At 60.7% G+C, this 19448-nt stretch carries 18 protein-coding genes and 1 pseudogene; 8 read left to right on the top strand and 11 right to left on the bottom strand.

The window, feature by feature from the left end; all coding sequences use genetic code 11:
- The first annotated feature begins 11 nt into the window (after nucleotides 1-11).
- From NL532_RS29620 to NL532_RS29585, 8 genes and pseudogenes are all read left to right on the top strand, one after another.
- Entirely contained in the window at nucleotides 12-170 is a 159-nt protein-coding gene (locus NL532_RS29620; RefSeq protein ID WP_081731114.1) for a type IV secretion system lipoprotein VirB7, read from the top strand.
- Nucleotides 167-880, top strand: coding sequence for a type IV secretion system protein VirB8 (locus tag NL532_RS29615; RefSeq protein ID WP_023685154.1), 714 nt, complete (start codon nucleotides 167-169; stop codon nucleotides 878-880). The genes NL532_RS29620 and NL532_RS29615 overlap by 4 nt, the downstream gene beginning before the upstream one ends.
- Nucleotides 877-1761, top strand: a complete 885-nt coding sequence (locus NL532_RS29610; RefSeq protein WP_023679588.1) for a TrbG/VirB9 family P-type conjugative transfer protein — start codon at nucleotides 877-879, stop codon at nucleotides 1759-1761. Before NL532_RS29615 ends, NL532_RS29610 begins: the two co-directional genes overlap by 4 nt.
- Nucleotides 1754-2893, top strand: a complete 1140-nt coding sequence (virB10, locus tag NL532_RS29605) for a type IV secretion system protein VirB10 (protein WP_031194319.1) — start codon at nucleotides 1754-1756, stop codon at nucleotides 2891-2893. Before NL532_RS29610 ends, virB10 begins: the two co-directional genes overlap by 8 nt.
- Complete coding sequence (gene virB11 / locus NL532_RS29600; RefSeq protein ID WP_023749035.1) at nucleotides 2877-3917, top strand: P-type DNA transfer ATPase VirB11; 1041 nt, start codon at nucleotides 2877-2879, stop codon at nucleotides 3915-3917. Before virB10 ends, virB11 begins: the two co-directional genes overlap by 17 nt.
- A gap of 717 nt (nucleotides 3918-4634) precedes the next feature.
- Nucleotides 4635-5321 (top strand): response regulator, encoded by a 687-nt coding sequence (locus NL532_RS29595; RefSeq protein ID WP_023679590.1) that lies wholly within the window; start codon nucleotides 4635-4637, stop codon nucleotides 5319-5321.
- A 306-nt stretch (nucleotides 5322-5627) separates the two neighbouring features.
- A complete protein-coding gene (locus tag NL532_RS29590) occupies nucleotides 5628-6164 on the top strand; it encodes a DDE-type integrase/transposase/recombinase (protein ID WP_196813906.1) in 537 nt (178 codons plus the stop codon).
- A gap of 171 nt (nucleotides 6165-6335) precedes the next feature.
- A pseudogene (locus NL532_RS29585) lies at nucleotides 6336-6494 on the top strand (ATP-binding protein); the annotation flags it as partial.
- Nucleotides 6495-7333: 839 nt separating this feature from the next.
- On the opposite strand, the gene groL reads toward NL532_RS29585, so the two are convergent.
- The 11 genes from groL to NL532_RS29530 form a co-directional block, all read right to left on the bottom strand.
- Nucleotides 7334-8998 carry a chaperonin GroEL gene (groL, locus tag NL532_RS29580; RefSeq protein ID WP_286460910.1) on the bottom strand — a complete coding sequence of 555 codons (1665 nt, stop codon included), beginning with the start codon at nucleotides 8996-8998 and terminating at the stop codon, nucleotides 7334-7336.
- A gap of 63 nt (nucleotides 8999-9061) precedes the next feature.
- Nucleotides 9062-9358, bottom strand: a complete 297-nt coding sequence (gene groES / locus NL532_RS29575; protein ID WP_019863563.1) for a co-chaperone GroES — start codon at nucleotides 9356-9358, stop codon at nucleotides 9062-9064.
- A gap of 432 nt (nucleotides 9359-9790) precedes the next feature.
- Complete coding sequence (bioZ, locus tag NL532_RS29570) at nucleotides 9791-10774, bottom strand: 3-oxopimeloyl-[acyl-carrier-protein] synthase BioZ (RefSeq protein WP_023685574.1); 984 nt, start codon at nucleotides 10772-10774, stop codon at nucleotides 9791-9793.
- The gene (locus tag NL532_RS29565) at nucleotides 10771-12036 is read right to left on the bottom strand and encodes an adenosylmethionine--8-amino-7-oxononanoate transaminase (protein ID WP_023673641.1); all 1266 of its coding nucleotides are present in this window, start codon (nucleotides 12034-12036) and stop codon (nucleotides 10771-10773) included. Before NL532_RS29565 ends, bioZ begins: the two co-directional genes overlap by 4 nt.
- A complete protein-coding gene (gene bioD / locus NL532_RS29560; RefSeq protein WP_023673640.1) occupies nucleotides 12036-12671 on the bottom strand; it encodes a dethiobiotin synthase in 636 nt (211 codons plus the stop codon). Before bioD ends, NL532_RS29565 begins: the two co-directional genes overlap by 1 nt.
- Nucleotides 12668-13819: an 8-amino-7-oxononanoate synthase gene (locus NL532_RS29555; RefSeq protein WP_023830163.1), complete on the bottom strand. Its 1152-nt coding sequence runs from the start codon at nucleotides 13817-13819 to the stop codon at nucleotides 12668-12670. Before NL532_RS29555 ends, bioD begins: the two co-directional genes overlap by 4 nt.
- On the bottom strand, nucleotides 13816-14829 hold the full coding sequence (gene bioB / locus NL532_RS29550) for a biotin synthase BioB (protein WP_031203143.1): 1014 nt from the start codon (nucleotides 14827-14829) through the stop codon (nucleotides 13816-13818). The genes NL532_RS29555 and bioB overlap by 4 nt, the downstream gene beginning before the upstream one ends.
- Before the next feature lie 92 nt (nucleotides 14830-14921).
- Nucleotides 14922-15776, bottom strand: a complete 855-nt coding sequence (gene nadC, locus NL532_RS29545) for a carboxylating nicotinate-nucleotide diphosphorylase (RefSeq protein WP_023673637.1) — start codon at nucleotides 15774-15776, stop codon at nucleotides 14922-14924.
- Entirely contained in the window at nucleotides 15773-17317 is a 1545-nt protein-coding gene (locus NL532_RS29540; protein WP_023830164.1) for an L-aspartate oxidase, read from the bottom strand. The genes nadC and NL532_RS29540 overlap by 4 nt, the downstream gene beginning before the upstream one ends.
- Complete coding sequence (gene nadA / locus NL532_RS29535) at nucleotides 17314-18288, bottom strand: quinolinate synthase NadA (RefSeq protein ID WP_023673635.1); 975 nt, start codon at nucleotides 18286-18288, stop codon at nucleotides 17314-17316. Before nadA ends, NL532_RS29540 begins: the two co-directional genes overlap by 4 nt.
- 67 nt (nucleotides 18289-18355) lie before the next feature.
- On the bottom strand, nucleotides 18356-19324 hold the full coding sequence (locus tag NL532_RS29530) for an NUDIX hydrolase (RefSeq protein WP_023673634.1): 969 nt from the start codon (nucleotides 19322-19324) through the stop codon (nucleotides 18356-18358).
- Nucleotides 19325-19448: the final 124 nt, after the last annotated feature.

Here is a 19448-nt window from a genome sequence, read left to right as displayed (position 1 = left end):
GTGCCAAAAACATGAAATATTGCCTACTTCTGTCAATCCTCGCTTTGGCCGCCTGCAAGACGAGCCATGGGCTTGCGACATGCGCGGGTGCCCCATTCCAACTGAACGTGGGACAATGGGAAACCACCCCTGAGGATCTTCAGGTCGAATGCGCGGAAGAGCCAAAGTGAAAGTTCCTGAACATGCCCTTCTGGTGGAGAGAGAAACGCTAGCCGCCCACTATAAGAAGGTGGAAGCGTTTCAAACTTCACGAGCGAAGTCTGCGCGGCGCCTGTCAAAGGCCCTGATAGCCTTTGCCGCAGCGGCGGTCCTAGGAAATGTTGCCCAGGCATTTACCATTGCTGCCATGGTCCCGTTGGCCAAGCTCGTACCTGTGTTCCTCTGGGTCCGGCCGGATGGGACCGTCGACAGCGAAGTGTCAGTCTCTCGACTGCCGGCAACCCAAGACCGAGCCGTCATAAATGCTTCGCTGTGGGAATATGTACGCCTGCGCGAGGGGTACACAGCAGATACAGCCCAATACGCCTATGACCTCGTATCCAGTTTCAGCGCGCCGGCTGTGCGACAGCAATATCAAGATTTCTTCAACTATCCGAATCCCACCTCGCCGCAAGTCACGGTCGGCAAACGCGGCAAGCTCGAGGTCGGGCATATTTCTTCAAACGACATCAGTCCGGACGTTCAACAGATCCGTTACAAACGTTCGCTTGTTGTCGATGGGCAGATGCCGATAGTGACCACCTGGACAGCTACCATCCGCTACGAGCGCTTGACGGGTCTGCCTGGGCAATCGAGGCTCACCAATCCGGGAGGTCTACTCGTCACTTCCTATCAAAGCTCGGAAGATAGCGTATCGAACCTGGGCTATGTGCAGCCATGACAAAAAGAGCGTTTCTCGCGCTGGTCTGTTCACTCTTCTTAACGATGGAAGCGTCCGCGGAAGACACACCACTTGCCGGCAAGCATGATGCGCGCATGCGCTACCTGGCTTACCGTCCTGACGAAGTGGTGCGCCTGTCTACCGCAGTGGGGGCAACGCTGGTTGTCACATTCGCGGCCAACGAGACAGTCGCAGCCGTGGCCGTTTCCAATAGCAAAGACCTGGCTGCGCTCCCGCGCGCCAACTATCTCTTTTTTAAGGCTAGCCGGATGCTCCCGCCGCAGCCGGTCATCGTGCTGGCCGAGAGTGAGTCGGGTACACGGAGATACGTCTTCAGTATTTCAACGAGAGCGATGCCGAAACTCGATGAGCAGCAACCTGACCTATACTACAGTGTGCAGTTCACCTATCCTGCTGATGAGGCTGCTGCTCAGAGAAAGGACGCAGAAAGGCGCTCGATTCTTGGTCAGGCCCGGGCGAAAGTGCTGCGCGACGAGAGAGTTCAGGATTTGTTGAATCGGCCCGCCGCAACTACCAGTCCGGACGAAAGCAATTTTCACTACGTCGCAAAGGGCGATCGATCGCTGGCGCCGCTGGAAGTTTTCGATAATGGCTTTACCACCGTATTTGGCTTCGCAAGCAATTCCCGCATACCCTCCCTCTACATTATCAATCCCGACGGCAAGGAAGCCGCTGCCAATTACACGGTCAAAGGAGACTATGTTGAAGTATCCGCAGTCGCCCGGGAATGGCGTCTGAGAGATGGCAATACGGTCTTGTCCATTTTCAACAGGGCTTATGACCCTGTGGGACGAGCGCCAGGGACCGGTACAGTGACACCCGACGTGTGGCGCGTTTTGAAAGGCCCGGCCGATGAATGAAACCGGCCCACAGTCGGGACATGATGTCCATGCCTCAGGATCGATGGTCTCGGAGCCGGCCCGCCGGCATGTTTCGGGATTGCAGAAGTTGGCCGTCGCTGCTCTTGTTCTCATCTCATCTCTATCGCTCATCTGGCTCGGCGGTCGTCCCAGCACACAAGACGAGCCAACTCAGCCAAAACCTCCAATTGTCGCCGACGCCGAGCCATTCCGCCCCGTGCCGATTGAGATTGCTCCCGAAGCTCCAGCACCCGTACAGGCGGCGCAGGCAGGAGATTCTGCGCCATCCACGCCGCCTTCGGCGCCAGCTGATCCGCCGCCGGAGGAAACACCAATTTTCGCCTACAGTGGCAGCGGTCAAATGCCCAACGACGGTCAGCGGAGCGAAGACAACCATAGGGATGCTCCCGCGACCTCGCATGAGATTTCAGACGCTGGCGATCTGACGGGGCGATTGAAACCAGATATACAGGAGCCAAGCCGGGCCACACTTTTGCCGCACCCTGATCTCGTGATTACCCAAGGAACGATAATTCCCTGCATTTTGCAAACGGCAGTCGACACAAATTTACCGGGTTATGTGAAGTGCGTCTTACCTAAAGACGTCCGCGGCGCCACCAACAACGTGGTGCTTTTGGATCGCGGGACGACCGTGATTGGCGAGATCCAGCGTGGTCTCCAACAGGGGGATGCGCGTGTCTTCGTGCTGTGGACGCGCATCGAAACGCCTGACCATGCCCTCGTTTCGCTAGCGTCGCCGGGCGCTGACGAGCTCGGCCGCTCCGGAATGCCTGGCACGGTGGATAATCACTTCTGGCAGCGCTTTGGCGGAGCAATGCTCATGAGCGTCATTCAAGGCGCGTTTCAGGCCGCCGGTCAATACGCTGGCAGCTCAGGTGGAGGAAGCGGCATCAACAGCTTCCAGAGCAACGCCGGACAAGCCGTTGACACGACCCTTAGAGCAACGATCAACGTTCCGCCAACTCTGAAGAAAAACCAGGGAGATGCTGTATCCATCTTTGTGGCTCGGGACCTCGATTTCTCAGATGTATACGATCTTAGACCGATCGCCGTGGCGCCAGCCCCCCAACATCGCCAACGCCGGAGAGACAACAATGCGACCGGAGGCTGACCCTCAATTGCGTTTGCTTCTCAACCCTGTTTTGAAATGGCTTGAGGAGCCAAGGACCGAAGAGGTCGCTATCAACCGGCCTGGGGAAGCCTTTGTCCGACAGGCCGGCATTTTCACGAAACATCCGCTGCCGCTATCTTATGACGATCTGGAGGACATCGCGATCCTCGCTGGAGCGCTGCGCAAGCAAGATGTCGGACCGCAAAGCCCCCTCTGTGCGACTGAGCTGCCGAACGGAGAGCGGCTGCAGATCTGTTTGCCGCCCGCTGTTCCCTCAGGAACAATAAGCCTGACGATACGGCGTCCCTCAAGTCGTGTGACCGAACTCAAGGAAGTTTCTTCTCGCTACGAATACTCGCGTTGGAATCAATGGCGGTCACGAAAGGAGCGCCAAGAGCGGCAGGACGAAACGATTCTTCAGCACTACGACCATGGTGACTTGGAGCAATTTTTGCGGGCATGCGTTTGCGGGCGGCTCACGATGCTGCTTTGCGGACCTACTGGAAGCGGCAAAACGACAATGAGCAAGACTTTGATCAACGCTATACCCCCGCAAGAGAGGCTGATAAGTATCGAGGACACGCTCGAACTTGCAATCCCGCACGAGAACCATGTCCGGTTACTCTATCCGAAGGACCGAGCAAGCGTAGGTGCGGTGACAGCCGAGCAACTGTTGCAAGCCAGCTTGCGCATGCGCCCTGATCGAATATTGCTTGGCGAGATGCGCGATGATGCTGCTTGGGCCTACCTTAGCGAAGTCGTCTCCGGCCATGCGGGATCAATATCAACGATTCATGGGGCGGATCCGGTCCAAGGCTTTAAAAAGCTCTTTTCACTCGTCAAGAGCAGCCCGCAAGGAGCTGCTGTGGAAGACCACACGCTTCTTGACCTGCTGTCGGCTGCCATTGACGTCATTGTGCCGTTCAGTACCCACGGCGAAGTGTATGAGGTGGGGGAGGTGTGGCTCGCCGCCGATGCCCGGCGACGCGGAGAGACAGTAGCCGACCTTCTTAACAAGCACTAAGGCTAGAGCACGTCGGGGATCGGTAAGTCGTTTGTGATACGATGGCGTAATTTGTTCAGATTGAACGTCCACTTTGATTTGAGGGAGGTGGATAATGGGAGGAGGACTGGGCGTAGACCTTCGGTCACAAGTCTGAACTCTTCGGGCGTCCTGTCGGCGCGGCAAGTTGCGGCACGATTCGACTGCGCGTATCGAGCGCGTCCGCTGAATTGCGCGGGCGACGCTCACCGAGCTGGTGCCGATGCCTGCTTCAAAAGCGGCATCGACACCCGGCAGGTCGTACCCTTGATTTACCTAGCCGCGCTCAATGAGTGTCTTCAAAGCCGCCGAACGTGGTTCGGAATGACCGGTGGCAAATCGGGAAGTGCCATATAGGGAATCCTCCTGGTATTGCCTCCAGGGGTCCTCTCAATGAACAAAGCCGCAACCTGCCCTTGCGACCTCAGCTGGATGTTGCGACGCAACCCATAGGAGGATCGATGCGCAGAGAAATCGCAGGCAGAGTCGGTGGCATTGTGGGCCCGCCGACCGACGGTTTCAGCCCGTCAACAGGTCTTCACGTGTTCCATCCCCGACTATTGCAGGCGTGCGGCTTGCATGCTCCCGCGATCACCCATCGGAAAGAGCGTTACGAACACTACGAAGAGTTGCGCGACTTCCGCTGTCGCCCCGGTCTTACAGCGGACGGTGACCTGTCCGACCTTGATAGGACGTGAAATGCGAACGCTGCTCATTGATCATCATGTGGATCTTACGCGCGCTGTGCGAGTTGCGCTCGGGGATAGCGGTTTTGCCGTTGATGTAGTTGGCAACCTGGAACAGGCTTCGAGGGCATTTTGTTGCGCAACCTATGAAATTCTCCTGCTGGAGTTGGCTCTGCCAGATGGCGATGGCTTGGGCTGGCTGAGACAGCTAAGGAGCAACGGGCATTCAGTTCCAACCCTCATTATGAGTAGCATCAACGATCTCGAGAAGCGGATTGCAATTTTCAACGGTGGCGCGGACGACTTTCTGCTCAAGCCCGTCTCTTTCGATGAGCTCATCGCCAGAATGAGAGCCATTCTGCGCCGGTCGACACAGGTGACCGACCCCATCGTTGTATTTGGCAATCTCAATTTCGATCCGATCGGCCGACAGGTTTCCGTCTCGGGTCATCCTCTGAAGATCGCACGCCGCGAACTATGTATTTTAGAGCATCTGCTTATCCGTGCAGGCCGCATCGTGCCTCGTGCGCAGTTGGAAGATCACCTCTATTCGTTCAACGACGAGGTATCTGCCAACGCGCTTGAAGTCGGAATCTATCGCTTACGTGGACACCTGAGTAGGTCAGGTGCAACGCCACGTATCACGACCATGCGCGGCATTGGTTACATTCTTGAATTGACTGAGGCGGCATCCGCATAGTTGGTCTAAATTGAAAGAACAGACTGCCTGCCGTCGTCAGGTTGAGCTTGTGGCCATAATGGACACCGCGGCCGCCCTTGACGATGGTGTCGGCATGCGGTTCGAACGGCTCTGTCGCAAACCTTTTTGTAAGCGAGCATGGCAAGAAAAACGCCTCAGCTGTGGAGGAGCACGTGATGTTCAAGGGCCGCCATTTCGACCAGTCGGTGATCCTGCTGTGCGTGCGCTGGTACCTGGCCTACACTCTGAGCCTGCGCGATCTGGAAGAGATGATGGCCGAACGCGTTGGAGGTCGACCACTCCACTGTGCATCGCTGGGTCGCCCACTTCTCGCCGCAGCTGCTGGAGCGCTTCAACCGGCGCAAGCGTGTGGTCGGCAGCAAACGAGACGTACATCAAGGTCCGCGGCGGTATATCTACCGCGCTATCGACATCCTCCGCGATACGGTCGAGTTCTTCTTTAGCGAAAACCGTAACCAGGTGGCGGCCCAACGCTTCCTCCGCAAGGCGCTGACGCGCCATGGCCGGCCGGAGCGCATCGTCATCGACGGCAGCCAGACCAATCACGAAGCAATCCTTTCCTGCGACGCTGAAAGCCGGCTGCGGCAGCGATCGCGGCGACCGCTGAAGCCGATCCGCTCCGCAATAGCCGGCATCTCAACAATCGGATCGAACAGGATCACCGGCGTATCAAGCCGCATTCGATCCATGCTCGGCTTCAAGTCGCATGCGAACGACGTGGTTATCCTCTCCGGCATCGAGATGATCCACATGATGGGCAAGCGACAGGCGAGGTATGCCTACAAGTCTGTCGATCGCTGTTTCGATCTCCTCGCTGCCTGACGGACAGGCCGAAATGGCCGTTCACACCCCATTTCCAGGTTTGCGACAGAGCCTTTTGTCGGCGTTGCCGGCTTCGAAGGGCCGGTGCGCGCCGAGCGGATCAAGATCACCCCCGGCCACCTTGCTGCGGCCACTCGCCGAGTACGGAGCGGTGGCCGGAGGGAGCTGGTGATGACGACCCTAGATCATGACCTGCTGATCGCAATCCTGGATCGGCTGAAGTTGACGGCGATCCGCGACCAGCTCGACACGCTCATGTCGAGCAAGATCGCGCAGTTCCCGTTTGTCCGCGAACTCGACGGCTTCGGCTTCGACGCGCAGCCATCGGTCTGCTTCAGCCAAACGTATTCATAGGTATGGGACAGGCTGCTATGTCCGCCACCCACGCCTGCTCCGAGGCCCTCCAGGGCAATGGTCTTCGGCGAGGAGGATGAGACGCCGCGCTCGGGTGCAAGCGCTGCCACGCCCGCTCCGAGGCCCCACAAGGCCGAAGCGCAGTCGTCGGGGTCACGAGGCCCCTCGGCCACGACGACGAGACGTTGCTGGAGCCCGGTGCAAGGGCTGCCACAGATGGCCTGAACCTGAATCCGCCTTTCTTGAGGCGTTGCGACTATCATCGCGGCGACACGCAGCTCTTGATTGGTGTGCGAAATCCTCAGCAGATCCATCGGGCTGAGCCGCTCAGCAATATCAACGAGAATGTCCAGCGGCAGATCAAGGATACTCAGAGGAGGAAACGCTCTTGAGGCTCAGAGCGCGTCTGCTCCACTATAGATCAGGATGATTCACCGGGTCCTTCAACGCCAGCCGCCGGTTCCGATGAGAGAATTGTCCCTGATATCACGCTCGATGGAGTTAAATGCCGAGATGGGCGCCTTGCCACGCTCCTCAATGCCCCTCATGATTCACCGCCTATAGCTACCAACTGAATGAATCATCGTGATTGTCGCGCAGCGGAATCCTCAAGGATCGGGCAGTTCGTAGGGGGCGCCGGTTTGACCAGGTTGAGCCCGCGAATTGCTCGATCAGACAAGATCCTAATTCTCGACCATGCGGTGAGGCTCGAACGAGATCCTCGGGACGCACTCCAAGGTTTCGATCATGTTCGGCACACAAGGAAAGGGCGGCATTGCTGCCGCCCTGTCCGCTGTAAGTTGATAGGGGCTGGATTAAAAATCCATACCGCCCATCCCGCCCATGCCGCCCATACCGCCGCCGCCCATGCCGCCAGGCATGCCGCCGCCAGCTGACTCCTTCTTCGGAGCCTCCGCGATCATGGCTTCGGTGGTGACGAGCAGGCCGGCGACCGAGGCCGCGTCCTGGAGGGCAGTGCGAACGACCTTGACCGGATCGACGATACCCATGGCGATCATGTCGCCATATTCGCCGGTCTGGGCGTTGTAGCCGTAGGTCGCGCCCTTGTTGTCGAGGATCTTGCCGGCAACGATCGAAGCTTCCGCACCTGCGTTCGAAGCGATCTGACGGGCCGGAGCCTGCAGTGCACGACGAACGATGTTGATGCCGGCAGCCTGGTCGGCATTGACGCCGGTCACCTTGATGTTGGCCGAAGCGCGCAGCAGTGCGACGCCGCCGCCTGCAACGATGCCTTCTTCCACGGCCGCGCGGGTCGCGTTGAGGGCGTCGTCGACGCGGTCCTTCTTTTCCTTGACTTCGACTTCCGTCGCGCCGCCGACGCGGATCACCGCGACGCCGCCCGCGAGCTTCGCCAGACGTTCCTGCAGCTTCTCCTTGTCGTAGTCCGACGTGGTCTCTTCGATCTGCTGCTTGATCTGGGCAACGCGGCCCTGGATCTCGTCCTTCTTGCCGGCGCCGTCGACAATGGTGGTGTTCTCCTTGGAGATCGACACCTTCTTGGCGCGGCCGAGCATGTTGAGGCCGACATTCTCGAGCTTGATGCCGAGGTCTTCCGAAATGACCTGGCCACCGGTCAGGATGGCGATGTCTTCCAGCATGGCCTTGCGGCGATCACCGAAGCCCGGCGCCTTGACGGCGGCGATCTTCAGGCCACCGCGCAGCTTGTTGACGACCAGCGTGGCCAGAGCCTCGCCTTCGACGTCTTCCGAGATGATGAGCAGCGGCTTGGAGGTCTGCACGACGGCTTCGAGAACCGGCAGCATGGCCTGGAGGTTGGACAGCTTCTTCTCGTGCAGGAGGATGTAGACGTCCTCGAGCTCGGCAACCATCTTGTCGGCGTTGGTGACGAAGTAGGGCGAGAGATAGCCGCGGTCGAACTGCATGCCTTCGACGACTTCCAACTCGGTCTCGGCGGTCTTGGCTTCTTCAACCGTGATGACGCCTTCATTGCCGACCTTCTGCATCGCTTCGGCGATCATCTTGCCGACCGACTCGTCGCCATTGCCGGCGATCGTGCCGACCTGGGCAACTTCCTCGGAGGTCTTGATCTTCTTGGCAGCGTTGCCGAGAGCCGCGACCACTTCGGTCACGGCCAAGTCGATGCCGCGCTTCAGGTCCATCGGGTTCATGCCGGCGGCAACGGCCTTGTTACCTTCCTGGACGATCGACTGCGCCAGGACGGTCGCGGTCGTGGTGCCATCACCGGCGATGTCGTTGGTCTTCGAAGCAACTTCGCGGATCATCTGCGCGCCCATGTTTTCGAACTTGTCGGAAAGTTCGATTTCCTTGGCGACGGTGACGCCGTCCTTGGTGATGCGCGGTGCGCCGAACGACTTGTCGATGACGACGTTGCGGCCCTTGGGGCCGAGGGTCACCTTCACCGCGTCGGCGAGGATGTTGATGCCGTGAAGCATGCGCTCGCGCGCGTCGCGGGAGAATTTTACGTCTTTGGCAGCCATTTTTTAGCTCCTGGCAGGGGCTTGCGATCAAGCCCGAAATTCAGTTGACGGTGAGGCCGATAATCAGCCGATGATGCCCATAATGTCGGATTCCTTCATGATCAGAAGGTCTTCGCCATTGAGCTTGACTTCGGTGCCCGACCACTTGCCGAACAGGATGCGGTCGCCGGCCTTGACGTCCAGCGGGACCAGCTTGCCGGCTTCGTCGCGAGCGCCGGAGCCGACGGCGATGATCTCGCCTTCCTGCGGCTTTTCCTTCGCCGTATCCGGGATGATGATCCCGCCGGCGGTCTTGGATTCGGATTCGACCCGGCGTACGACCACGCGGTCATGCAGCGGCCGGAAATTCGACTTTGCCATTTTTGGATTTCCTTGGTGCGGATGTTGAACGGTGCTCCGTTGCCGGAGCATGCCTAGCACTCAGCCGAAGCGAGTGCTAACGCGGCAATGAGATAAGCCGCAGGCTCCTGCTAGTCAAGACGGAAGAGCAAAGAGCAAAGAGAAAAGAGAAGACAGCAAAGAGCAGCCAGCAAAGAGCGTGTAAGCATCGAGCCTTTTATGTGAGCAATGTCGGGTATCCGACATATATGGGGCGGCTCACCCTTTGTAATTGAGCTTTATTCAGATGGTACGATTGGTGCAACGGGTGTTGCATTTGAACTCATCCAGAGGCTCGCACGGGTCGTGCTGCGTCAGCTTGGTCATGTCGAGCTTCAGAAGGCCATTTTTTGGCATTGGTTCTGTTGCTCCTATTGCCATTCATGACCAATCCTGCGCGCGTGAGCCGGCCGGCTAGATTCCAACCACGAGAGCGCCGCCGCTGAGACCCGCACCCGCCGCCGCCAGAAGGATTTTCTCTCCTGGCTGGAATGGCTTCATCTGGTTGGCGAGCGAGAGCGACAGCGGGACCGTCGCGGCCGAAGAGTTGCCGTATTCGGCAATCGTCTTGACAATTGCTTGGTCCGCAATGCCGAGGTTTCTTCCGACCGCGCCGAAAATCCGAGTATTGGCCTGATGCGGCACAAACCGGCCGACATTGTGTGGCCGCACTCCCGCAGTGGCTAGCGCGGCTGTCGAGCAATCGGTCATCATCTCGACGGCCTTTGCGAACACTTCGGGCCCGTCGGTCATCGTCATCCGGGTCTGCCCGAGGTCGAGGTCGCCATGGAACGGCGTGTTGCTTCCTCCTGCGGGAATCTGGATCAGCCCGTAGCGCGAGCCGTCCGAAGCCACCGAGGCACCGAGAATGCCCCGATCAGCATCATCGCACTGACCGATCACCAGGGCGCCGGCGGCATCGGCGAACAAGACTGAGCTCGCGCGCTCGGCTGGATTGATGCGGCGGCTGAGGATGTTGGCGGCGATGACCAGCGCTGGTTTGCCATGCAGGCGGGTGAACCCGTCCGCAAACATGAGCGCATAGATGAAGCCGGCGCAGGCGCCGGTCAGATCGACCGCGCCTGCGCGGCCAAGGCCAAGCTTGTGTGCGACCAGCGGCGCGCTTGGCGGCAGAAGATGGTCGGGCGTCGAGGTGGCAAGCAACAGCAGACCGATGTCGTGGCGCGCAATACCGGCGTTCACCAGCGCCATGTCGCCAGCCCGGGTGGCAAGACCCGACAGCGTGTCTTCGTCCGTTGCCCAGAAGCGCGAACGGATTCCGGTACGCCTTTCGATCCAGCCCGGCTCGAGGCCGAGATTGCTCTCGATCTCGGCATTGGCCACCTTGCGCCCAGGCACGTGATGGCCAAGTCCGAGAATGCGCGACGACTTGCTCATGGCCTTGACCCGAAGCGTTCCCCGGCCTCCTCGATGGCGTCATATAGTCGTTCGAGCTCGTCGCCTGCGATGCAATAGGGTGGCAGAAGGTAGAGGACATTGCCGAGCGGGCGCACAAGTAGGCCGCGCTCGAGGAAGAAAGCGCGCAGCTTCGGACCAATCTCGGCGAGATAACCTGCTGAACCGGTTCGCAGGTCGAGCGCCGCGATCGTTCCCGTGGCTCGACAGTCGGCAAAATATGGATTGTCCCGAAAGCGTTGCAGCCCGACGGCCTGCATCACGCTCAAGGCCGTGATCCGCCCGGCCACTGGCTCGTCGCGCCAGATCTCGACATTGGCGAGTGCTGCCGCACAGGCAATCGGATTGGCGGTGTAGGAGCTCGAATGGAAAAACGTCTTCTTCCGGTCCTCGGAATAGTGCGCCCGGAAGATGGCATCGGTGACAAGCGTTACGGCCAGCGGGATGGTGCCGCCGGTCAAGCCTTTGGAGGTGCACAGGATATCTGGAGAAATCGATGCCTGCTCGCAGGCGAACATGGTTCCGGTGCGTCCCCAGCCGGTCATCACCTCGTCGGCGATCAGCAGCGAGCCGGAGGCCTCAGTGATCTTCTTCAATTCGGCCAGAACCGATGCTGGATACATCAGCATGCCGCCGGCGCCCAGCACCAGCGGCTCGACGATCAAGGCTGCGGCTCGTCGATCGCGGGTCACAGCCTCGAAACGATCCAGAGTCTCCTGCTCGTGCCCCGCGGCCGGAAAGGGGATGATGTCGACCTCGAACAGCAAGGGTTCATAGGCGGCGTTGAAGACGCCACGCGCACCGACGCTCATCGTTCCAATCGTGTCACCATGATAGCTATGCTCCATGACGACGATGCGAGAGCGCGGCGCGCCGATGTTGCGGAAATAACCGAGCGCCATCTTCAGCGCGACTTCGACTGAGGTCGAGCCACTGTCGGAATAGAACACCCAGTCGAGTCCAGCGGGAGCGAGGCCGACAAGCGCCTTGGCCAAGCGCTCTGCCGGCTCGTGCGTGAAGCCCGCAAAGATAATCTGGTCGAGGCTCGACGCGGTTGTCTCGATTGCCTTCATGATGCGGGGATGGCGGTGGCCATGTGTGACGACCCACCAGGAGGAGATGGCGTCCAGGATGCGGGCGCCGTCGGCCCTGTGGAGATAGGCGCCCTCAGTCAGGACGATTTCTGGGATCGCAGGCTCGAGTGCGTGCTGGGTGAAGGGATGCCACACATGAGACTGCGACATCAGTCACCTCCAGTAATCGAGGCGAAGGCAAAGCCGGCAACCATTGCGTCCCTCAGTGTTTTCCCCGTCAGCACATCGAGGTGCGGCAGCCTGCCGAGCTGCGGGGCACCGCTGAATTCCACGATGGTCCGTTGCGTATCGGCCATCTCATCGCCGATGAAAGCGATGCCCGCCAACGGGATGGAGCGGGCGCGGAGCGCCTCGACCGATAGCAAGGTGTGGTTGATGGTGCCGAGTGTGGTGCGGGCGCACAGAATAACGGGCAGCCGCCATTCAGCGAAGATGTCGATTAACCTTGTGCGCCGGTTGAGCGGCACCATTAGGCCGCCGGAGCCTTCGATGACGAGCGGCGTCGGTAGGACGGGAAAAGCAAGATCGGCAGCCTTGATCGCCACGCCGTCGATCTCGGCCGAACGATGCGGCGACAGCGGGCTCCGCAAGCGGTAGGCTTCCGGCAGCACGCGCTCTGAGGGCAAGCCGGCAAGCCGCGCGACAACCTCGCTGTCGGTCTCGCCGTCGAGGCCCGATTGCACCGGTTTCCAGTAAAAGCCGTCCAGCAAACCGGCGAGCCCAGCCGCAAACACGGTCTTGCCAACTCCGGTATCCGTTCCGGTGATGACGATGCGTTGGGTCATATCGCCTCCGGTGATGTTTCGGCCAACACCTCGACCAGCGCCTCGACCATGGCGGAAATGTCGGCTTCGCCAATATTGAGCGTCAGTGAGATGCGCAGCCGCGACGTGCCCTCGGGCACGGTCGGAGGACGAACGCCGCGTATGTCGAAGCCGCGGGCCTGCAGGCGCGCCGCCACTGCCATGGTGCGCCTGACATCGCCGATTACTAAGGGCTGGATCTGAGAGCCACTTGGTGTCACACCCCAGCGATTGACCAACCGGCCGGCGCTGGCGACGCGTTCATGCAGCTGAACACGCCGCATAGGCTCGTCGGCGAGCATTGCGAGTGATTCGCGCGCCACGACCGCCATCAGTGGCGATGGCGCGGTTGCGTAGATGAATGGCCGGCAACGGTTGATCAGATATTCGCACAGTGCCCTCGGCCCGGTGACGAGCCCACCAGATGCGCCGAGCGCCTTGCCGCAGGTGTGGAGCGCTATGATGTTGTCGCGGCCCTCGAAATCGGCGGCAAGCCCCCGGCCATCCGGTCCCCAGACGCCGGTGGCATGCGCCTCATCAATGACGATGAATGCGCCGTGCCGATCGGCAAGTGCGACCAGGCTCTCCAAAGGCGCGCAGTCGCCATCCATGCTGTAAAGGCTTTCCACCGCGATCCAGACGCATCCCATGCCGCCTGCGACGCGCCAACGTGTAATCGCATCCTCGACAGCGGTGGCGTCGTTGTGCGCGGCCAGCACGAACTGTGCGCGCCCGGCCTGCGCACCCTCATGCATGCTGGCATGGGCGAGCTGATCGACAACCAAAAGATCGCCCTTCTGCGGCAGGGCGCTCAGCAGAGCGAAGTTGGCGATGTAGCCGCTGCCGAAGAACAGCGCGCGGTCGGCTCCAAAGAATGCCGCCGCGTCTGCCTCGAGCTGCTCGTGTTCCGGTGCATTGCCGCGCAACAGCCGCGACCCGGTGGCGCCAACCGGCGTGCCCCGCGCAATCGCCGCCACAACCGCATCGCCAAGTCTTCTGGACGCGGCCAGCCCGAGATAGTCGTTCGACGAGAAGTCCAGCCCGGCGCGGGGCGAAAGCGTCCGCAGCCGGTCCTTGCGCGCTAGCCCCTGCAAGGTCGCATCATAACGGGCAAGCGGCGCCCCGTTCATTGCGCCTCGAGTTCCATCGGATCGATGCCAAGGCGCCGGAACAGCAGGGTATCCTTGTCCTCACCGGGATTGTCCGCCGTCAGCAGCGTGTCGCCGAAGAAGATCGAGTTGGCGCCGGCAAAAAAGCACAGCGCCTGCATCTCGTCAGTCATCGCGGTGCGGCCGGCGGACAGACGGACATGCGATTTCGGCATCATGATGCGCGCCAGCGCGATCACGCGCACGAATTCGATCGGCTCAATGGGCTTGGCGTCTGCAAGCGGCGTACCGGCGATCGGGATCAGCATGTTGATCGGAACGCTTTGCGGATGTTCCGGCAGATTGGCCAGCGTCACCAGCATGTCGATCCGGTCCACCGGCTCCTCGCCCATGCCGACAATGCCTCCACAGCAGACCTTGATGCCGGATTTGCGAACGTGGTCAAGCGTCTCGAGCCGCTCGGCAAAGCTCCGCGTACCGATGATCTCGCTATAGTAGCGTTCTGACGTATCGATGTTGTGGTTGTAGTAGTCGAGGCCCGCCTGCTTCAGTCGAGCGGCTTGCTCAAGATCGAGCATGCCGAGTGTCATGCAGGTCTCCAGGCCCAGCGCCTTGACGCCTTCGACCATCGCCACCACCGCATCCATGTCGCGCGCCTTGGGGTTTCGCCAGGCCGCGCCCATGCAATAACGCGTGGCGCCGGCATCACGCGCCTTGGTCGCTTCGGCGATGACGCGCCTGACATCCATCAGCTTGGACGCCTCCAACCCGGTTTCGTGACGCGCCGACTGGCTGCAATAGCCACAATCCTCCGGGCATCCTCCGGTCTTGATGCTGAGCAGCCGGCTGAGCTGGACCTTGTTTGGATCGAAATTCTGGCGGTGCACCGTTTGCGCCAGGAAGAGGAGATTGTTGAAGGGGGCATGGTAAAGTGCCTGAGCCTTCTCCAAGGTCCACGCTCCAGGGTCAGGGGGGTCAAGAGATTTGGCCTGTGGCGGTGTCTGCGTTGAACTTGCCGTTTGCATCTCCATGCTGTTCCTCCGGTCTGTCTTGCGGGTCTTTGCTATCTGACTATGATGATCGGAAAGGACAGTTGACCCAATCCTGTTCGTTACTCAGACAATCATGAGCCCCGATGGTCGAGGCCGATATCCAGGATCGGCGCGCTGTGGATGAGTCGGCCGACCGAAATCAGATCAACGCCGGTCGCGGCAACCGCTCGCGCTGTATGCGACGTGATCCCGCCAGAAGCCTCGGTGATAGCGCGGCCACCGACCATTGCGACGGCGCGGCGAAGATCGGGGAGGGACATGTTGTCGAGCAGAACCGCATCGGGAGCGAAGCCAAGTACCTCCTCCAACTGGGCCAGAGTATCGACCTCGACTTCGATCTTGACGAGATGACCGGCCGCTCTTCGTGCTCGCTCGAGCGCTGGCCGGACGCCGCCTGCGATGGCGATGTGGTTGTCCTTGATCAAAATTGCATCGTCCAGGCCGAAGCGGTGATTGGACCCGCCACCTGCGCGCACGGCATACTTTTCGACTGCCCGCAATCCGGGCGTCGTCTTGCGGGTGCAGACGATCTTCGCGCCATATCCACGAACCGCAGCGACCATCGATGCCGTTGCTGTGGCGATGCCGCTCAGATGGCACAAAAAATTGAGTGCCGTCCTTTCGGCTGTGAGAATGGCCCGGGCCGGGCCAACCACTGATGCAATGACCTCTCCATCCACGACATTGCAGCCGTCTGCCCGCTCCACGGAGATTTCGACACCAGGATCAATCAAGCCGAAAGCGAGCATCGCCAGATCGATGCCGGCGACAACTCCGGACTGTCGCGCCACCAACACGGTTCCCGCTTGGCATTCCTTCGGGACGATGGCGTCCGTGGTCAAGTCGCCGGCTCTGCCAAGGTCTTCAAGAAGAGATGCCCGTACAAGCGGCTCAAGCAGGACCGTGGGGAGCGGTGAGAGCATCATCCCTTTGCACCTTCGGAGCTTGGCGAGTGTCCGAGTTCCCGCGCAGCCGCCAAGGCGGCTTCGAGCGTGATTTCGGACCGTCGGGCGGCAGTCGCATGATGAGGAAAATCTGTCCGGTAATGAGCGCCGCGGCTTTCTTCGCGCAACAAGGCGGCAACAGCAATCATTAGCCCGACAGCCGCCGGATCCGAGACCGCATCCTTGCTTTCGGCGAGCGGCAATAAGGCACGCGCGGCTGCTTTCAACGCTTGACCATCCCGGACGATGCCGAGTGCGCGCGACAGAAAAACGCGCACGGCTATCGGAGCGGGCGGTGGGTAAACGTTCGCAAACGCAGGCCTTGTTCTGCGCGCAGGCGTTCCGGCGACGCTTTCAGCGACCCAGCGGGCGCACACGATTGCCTCCGTCAAGGAATTGCTGGCGAGCCTGTTGGCGCCATGCAGTCCTGTCGAAGCGACTTCGCCGCAGGCCCACAGCCCCTTGACGGAGGTCCTGCCCGAGCTGTCCACGGCAACGCCACCCATGTGGTAGTGTTGGGCCGGACGAATGGGGATGAGATCGCGCGCGGGATTGATGCCCGCTCCAAGGCAGGCTGATGCGATTGTCGGGAAATGTCGAGCGAATGCCGGGCCTGGCCGTTGTCGGGCATCGAGAAAAACATGGTGGCCGTCCGCAAGATGGTTCCACACGGCGCGGGCCAAGACATCGCGAGGCGCAAGTTCCGCCCCGGGCACGCTCTGGAGAAAAGCCTGGCCGGTTTCATCGATCAGGGCAGCACCTTCGCCTCGCACAGCCTCGCTGACCAGCGCCATAGGGCGTTTTGGGCCGTCAAGCGCGGTCGGGTGGAACTGAATGAATTCGAGGTCGGCTAGGACAGCTCCAGCGCGGGCCGCAAGCGCAAGGCCTTGTCCGCAACTGCCCCAAGGGTTCGTGGTGTCGAGAAACAGTCCCCCGATGCCACCGGTGGCGAGAACCACCCGCCGTGAGCCGAAGAAGAAAGGTGCGATCGAACAGCTCGCCCAGACGCCTCGGATCGCATTCTCTCGCACGGCGAGCCGGCGCGCTTCCACGCCCTCCACGACAACTATCGACGGAGTGGAACGCACAGCCGCGATCAGCGCACGCATGATCTCACGCCCGGTGCCGTCCCCATGCGCATGAACGATGCGACGTCGGCTGTGTGCGGCCTCCAATCCGAGGCACAGTGATCCTTCCGGCGTGCGGTCAAAGCGAACCCCAAAGCCCGCAAGCCCCTCTATGGCCTTGGGCGCGGCTTGGAGGATGCGGCTCGCCACGTCTCTGTCGCAGAGACCATCCCCGGCGGCAACCGTATCGGCCAGGTGCATTGCCGGATCGTCGTCTTCGCCGAAACTTGCAGCCAGGCCCCCCTGGGCCCAGGTGCTCGAGTTGTCAGCTCCCAGCAGCGACCTTGACAGAAGAAGCACCGGCTCCGGCGACAGTTGAAGCGCGGTCATCAGTCCGGCGATGCCGCCGCCGATGATGATGGGCCGCCCGAAGAAGCTGCGGAGGTCGGCGCTCAAACTGCCAGCATCCGTTCGACCGCTAGCCGCGCGCGCCCGGCGATCCCGGGTTCGACGGTTACGACATGGTGGTTCTGCTCGAGCGCCGTGCGGATGTTGGCAAGCGTGATCCGCTTCATATGCGGGCACAAATTGCAGGGCCGGATGAACTCGACCTCTGGGTGCGCTAACGCGACGTTGTCGCTCATTGAGCATTCCGTCATCAGCACGACACGTGGCGGCCTTTGCCTTTCGACATAGTCGGACATGGCAGCCGTCGAGCCGGAAAAATCTGCTTCAGCCACGACGTCGGGCGGGCATTCGGGATGGGCGAGCACGACCACGCCGGGATGGCTTTCGCGCAACTCGCGGATGTCGGCCGGTGTAAAGCGCTCATGCACCTCGCAACGCCCTTTCCAGGCGATGATCTGCACATCTGTCTGAGCGGCGATATTCTGGGCCAGATATTCGTCCGGCAACATGATCACCCGGAGAACCCCAAGGGATTCGACGACCGCCTTGGCGTTGCCGGATGTACAGCAGATATCCGACTCGGCCTTCACTTCGGCGGACGTATTTACATAAGTGATGATCGGAACGCCGGGATAACGCTGGCGCATCAAGCGCACGTCTTCTGCCGTGATTGAGTCCGCCAACGAGCAACCGGCGCTGAGATCCGGAATGAGCACGGTCTTGCCCGGATTGAGGAGCTTGGCCGTTTCGGCCATGAAATGGACGCCGGCCAGCACGATGACTTGCGCCTCGACCGTCGCAGCCGTGCGGGCTAGTGCCAAGCTGTCGCCGACGATGTCGGCCACGCAGTGGAAGATCTCGGGCGTCTGATAATTGTGCGCCAGGATGATCGCGTTGCGCTCGCGCTTCAGCGCAAGGATCGCCTCGATATCCTCTGCGAAAGCCGGCCATTCAATCGGCGGGATCACTCGTCGGACGCGCTCGTAGAGCAACGCGGCCGTAGGCAGCATGGCGCCCATCGACCCCCTCCCGCTTATACTCTAACTGAAAATAACCAGCATATACTTGCTGTGAGTATAAGGGATGTCAACCCCGCGCCAGCGGCAATTTTGTCCCGGCGATGAGCCTATCGTCGAGAACGGCGTGGCGGAAACGGAAAAGCTTCGCTGGCCGGCCGCCGGTCTCAGTGGTGGCCTCTCCGGTCTCCTCGACCAGCTCCTGCTGTTCGATCAGTCGGCGAAAGTTCGGCTTGTGGATGAGCCTGCCGGCGAGCGCCTCCACGGTTCGCTGCAGCTGCAAAAGCGTGAAGACCGGCGGCATCAGCTCAAAGACGACTGGGCGGTATTTGATCTTGGAGCGCAGCCGCGCAATGCCGGTCGCCACGATGCGGCGATGATCGGCGACCATGGACTTGCTGGGCACCAGCGGCGGGGGTCCTGCGTCCCGCCCTCTTACGGCCTCTTGGACCAGGCCTGCTTCGTAGACTAACTCATAGCGTTGAAGCGTGAGTTCCTCGTTCCAAAGGCGGTCGTCGAAGCCAAAGGCTATCGTCGCCCGCTGCCAGCGTTCACGTCGCGTGGCCGAATCGCCAACCCCGTTTGCCCATTCGATCAGGCGCGGCCGCAGAACGTCCAGCACGACCGCAGGCGTGCCGGAGCGGTGGTCCTCCCATGGAAAATATTCATACCAACTCTGCCATCCGCACTTGGGCGAGCCCGCTGCCTGTTCCTTGCGCGTCAATGCCAGATAGCTGATGGAGATGACGCGCTGCTGGCGCTCGGCGCCGATGCGATCCCGATCCGCGAACGTGTAGAGTTGCTCAATGTACCCCAGCCGATGGCCGGTTTGCTGCTCGACCCATCCCCTCAAGCCGGATTGCAGCGATCGGTGCTCAAGCGCAAAGGGACCGGAGGGCAAGGTGTCCGCCTGGCCGATGGTGAGGACACAGGGTTGACTGCCGTTTACGGCGACCACAAAGGCGATCAAGTCCACTTTGACGTTGTCGGCCTTGCCGGCGGCTCTGTCTTTCCTGAGTCCTATTGCCTGATCGTCCATTATTTGGCCAACTCGGGGGCACCTTAATCGATTTAGTGTAAGCGTGCCAATTGGCACGTCAACACCCCGCAGCTGCATGGCCATTTTTTTGCTCTTCGCACCTGCACAAAAATGTGCCAAAGGC

This window comes from Mesorhizobium sp. C120A, assembly GCF_030323105.1.
In the GTDB taxonomy this organism is placed as follows: domain Bacteria; phylum Pseudomonadota; class Alphaproteobacteria; order Rhizobiales; family Rhizobiaceae; genus Mesorhizobium.
Note: the sequence above shows the minus strand (reverse complement) of the source record. Positions and strands in the feature narration are given on the sequence as shown.

Bases quoted from the DNA above. Each gene is read 5' to 3' on its own strand.
- NL532_RS29620 (WP_081731114.1), top strand. From the start codon at position 12: ATGAAATATTGCCTACTTCTGTCAATCCTCGCTTTGGCCGCCTGCAAG.
- NL532_RS29610 (WP_023679588.1), top strand. From the start codon at position 877: ATGACAAAAAGAGCGTTTCTCGCGCTGGTCTGTTCACTCTTCTTAACG.
- virB10 (WP_031194319.1), top strand. From the start codon at position 1,754: ATGAATGAAACCGGCCCACAGTCGGGACATGATGTCCATGCCTCAGGA.
- virB11 (WP_023749035.1), top strand. From the start codon at position 2,877: ATGCGACCGGAGGCTGACCCTCAATTGCGTTTGCTTCTCAACCCTGTT.
- NL532_RS29595 (WP_023679590.1), top strand. From the start codon at position 4,635: ATGCGAACGCTGCTCATTGATCATCATGTGGATCTTACGCGCGCTGTG.
- groL (WP_286460910.1), bottom strand. From the start codon at position 8,998: ATGGCTGCCAAAGACGTAAAATTCTCCCGCGACGCGCGCGAGCGCATG.
- groES (WP_019863563.1), bottom strand. From the start codon at position 9,358: ATGGCAAAGTCGAATTTCCGGCCGCTGCATGACCGCGTGGTCGTACGC.
- bioZ (WP_023685574.1), bottom strand. From the start codon at position 10,774: ATGAGCAAGTCGTCGCGCATTCTCGGACTTGGCCATCACGTGCCTGGG.
- NL532_RS29565 (WP_023673641.1), bottom strand. From the start codon at position 12,036: ATGTCGCAGTCTCATGTGTGGCATCCCTTCACCCAGCACGCACTCGAG.
- bioD (WP_023673640.1), bottom strand. From the start codon at position 12,671: ATGACCCAACGCATCGTCATCACCGGAACGGATACCGGAGTTGGCAAG.
- NL532_RS29555 (WP_023830163.1), bottom strand. From the start codon at position 13,819: ATGAACGGGGCGCCGCTTGCCCGTTATGATGCGACCTTGCAGGGGCTA.
- bioB (WP_031203143.1), bottom strand. From the start codon at position 14,829: ATGGAGATGCAAACGGCAAGTTCAACGCAGACACCGCCACAGGCCAAA.
- nadC (WP_023673637.1), bottom strand. From the start codon at position 15,776: ATGATGCTCTCACCGCTCCCCACGGTCCTGCTTGAGCCGCTTGTACGG.
- nadA (WP_023673635.1), bottom strand. From the start codon at position 18,288: ATGGGCGCCATGCTGCCTACGGCCGCGTTGCTCTACGAGCGCGTCCGA.
- NL532_RS29530 (WP_023673634.1), bottom strand. From the start codon at position 19,324: ATGGACGATCAGGCAATAGGACTCAGGAAAGACAGAGCCGCCGGCAAG.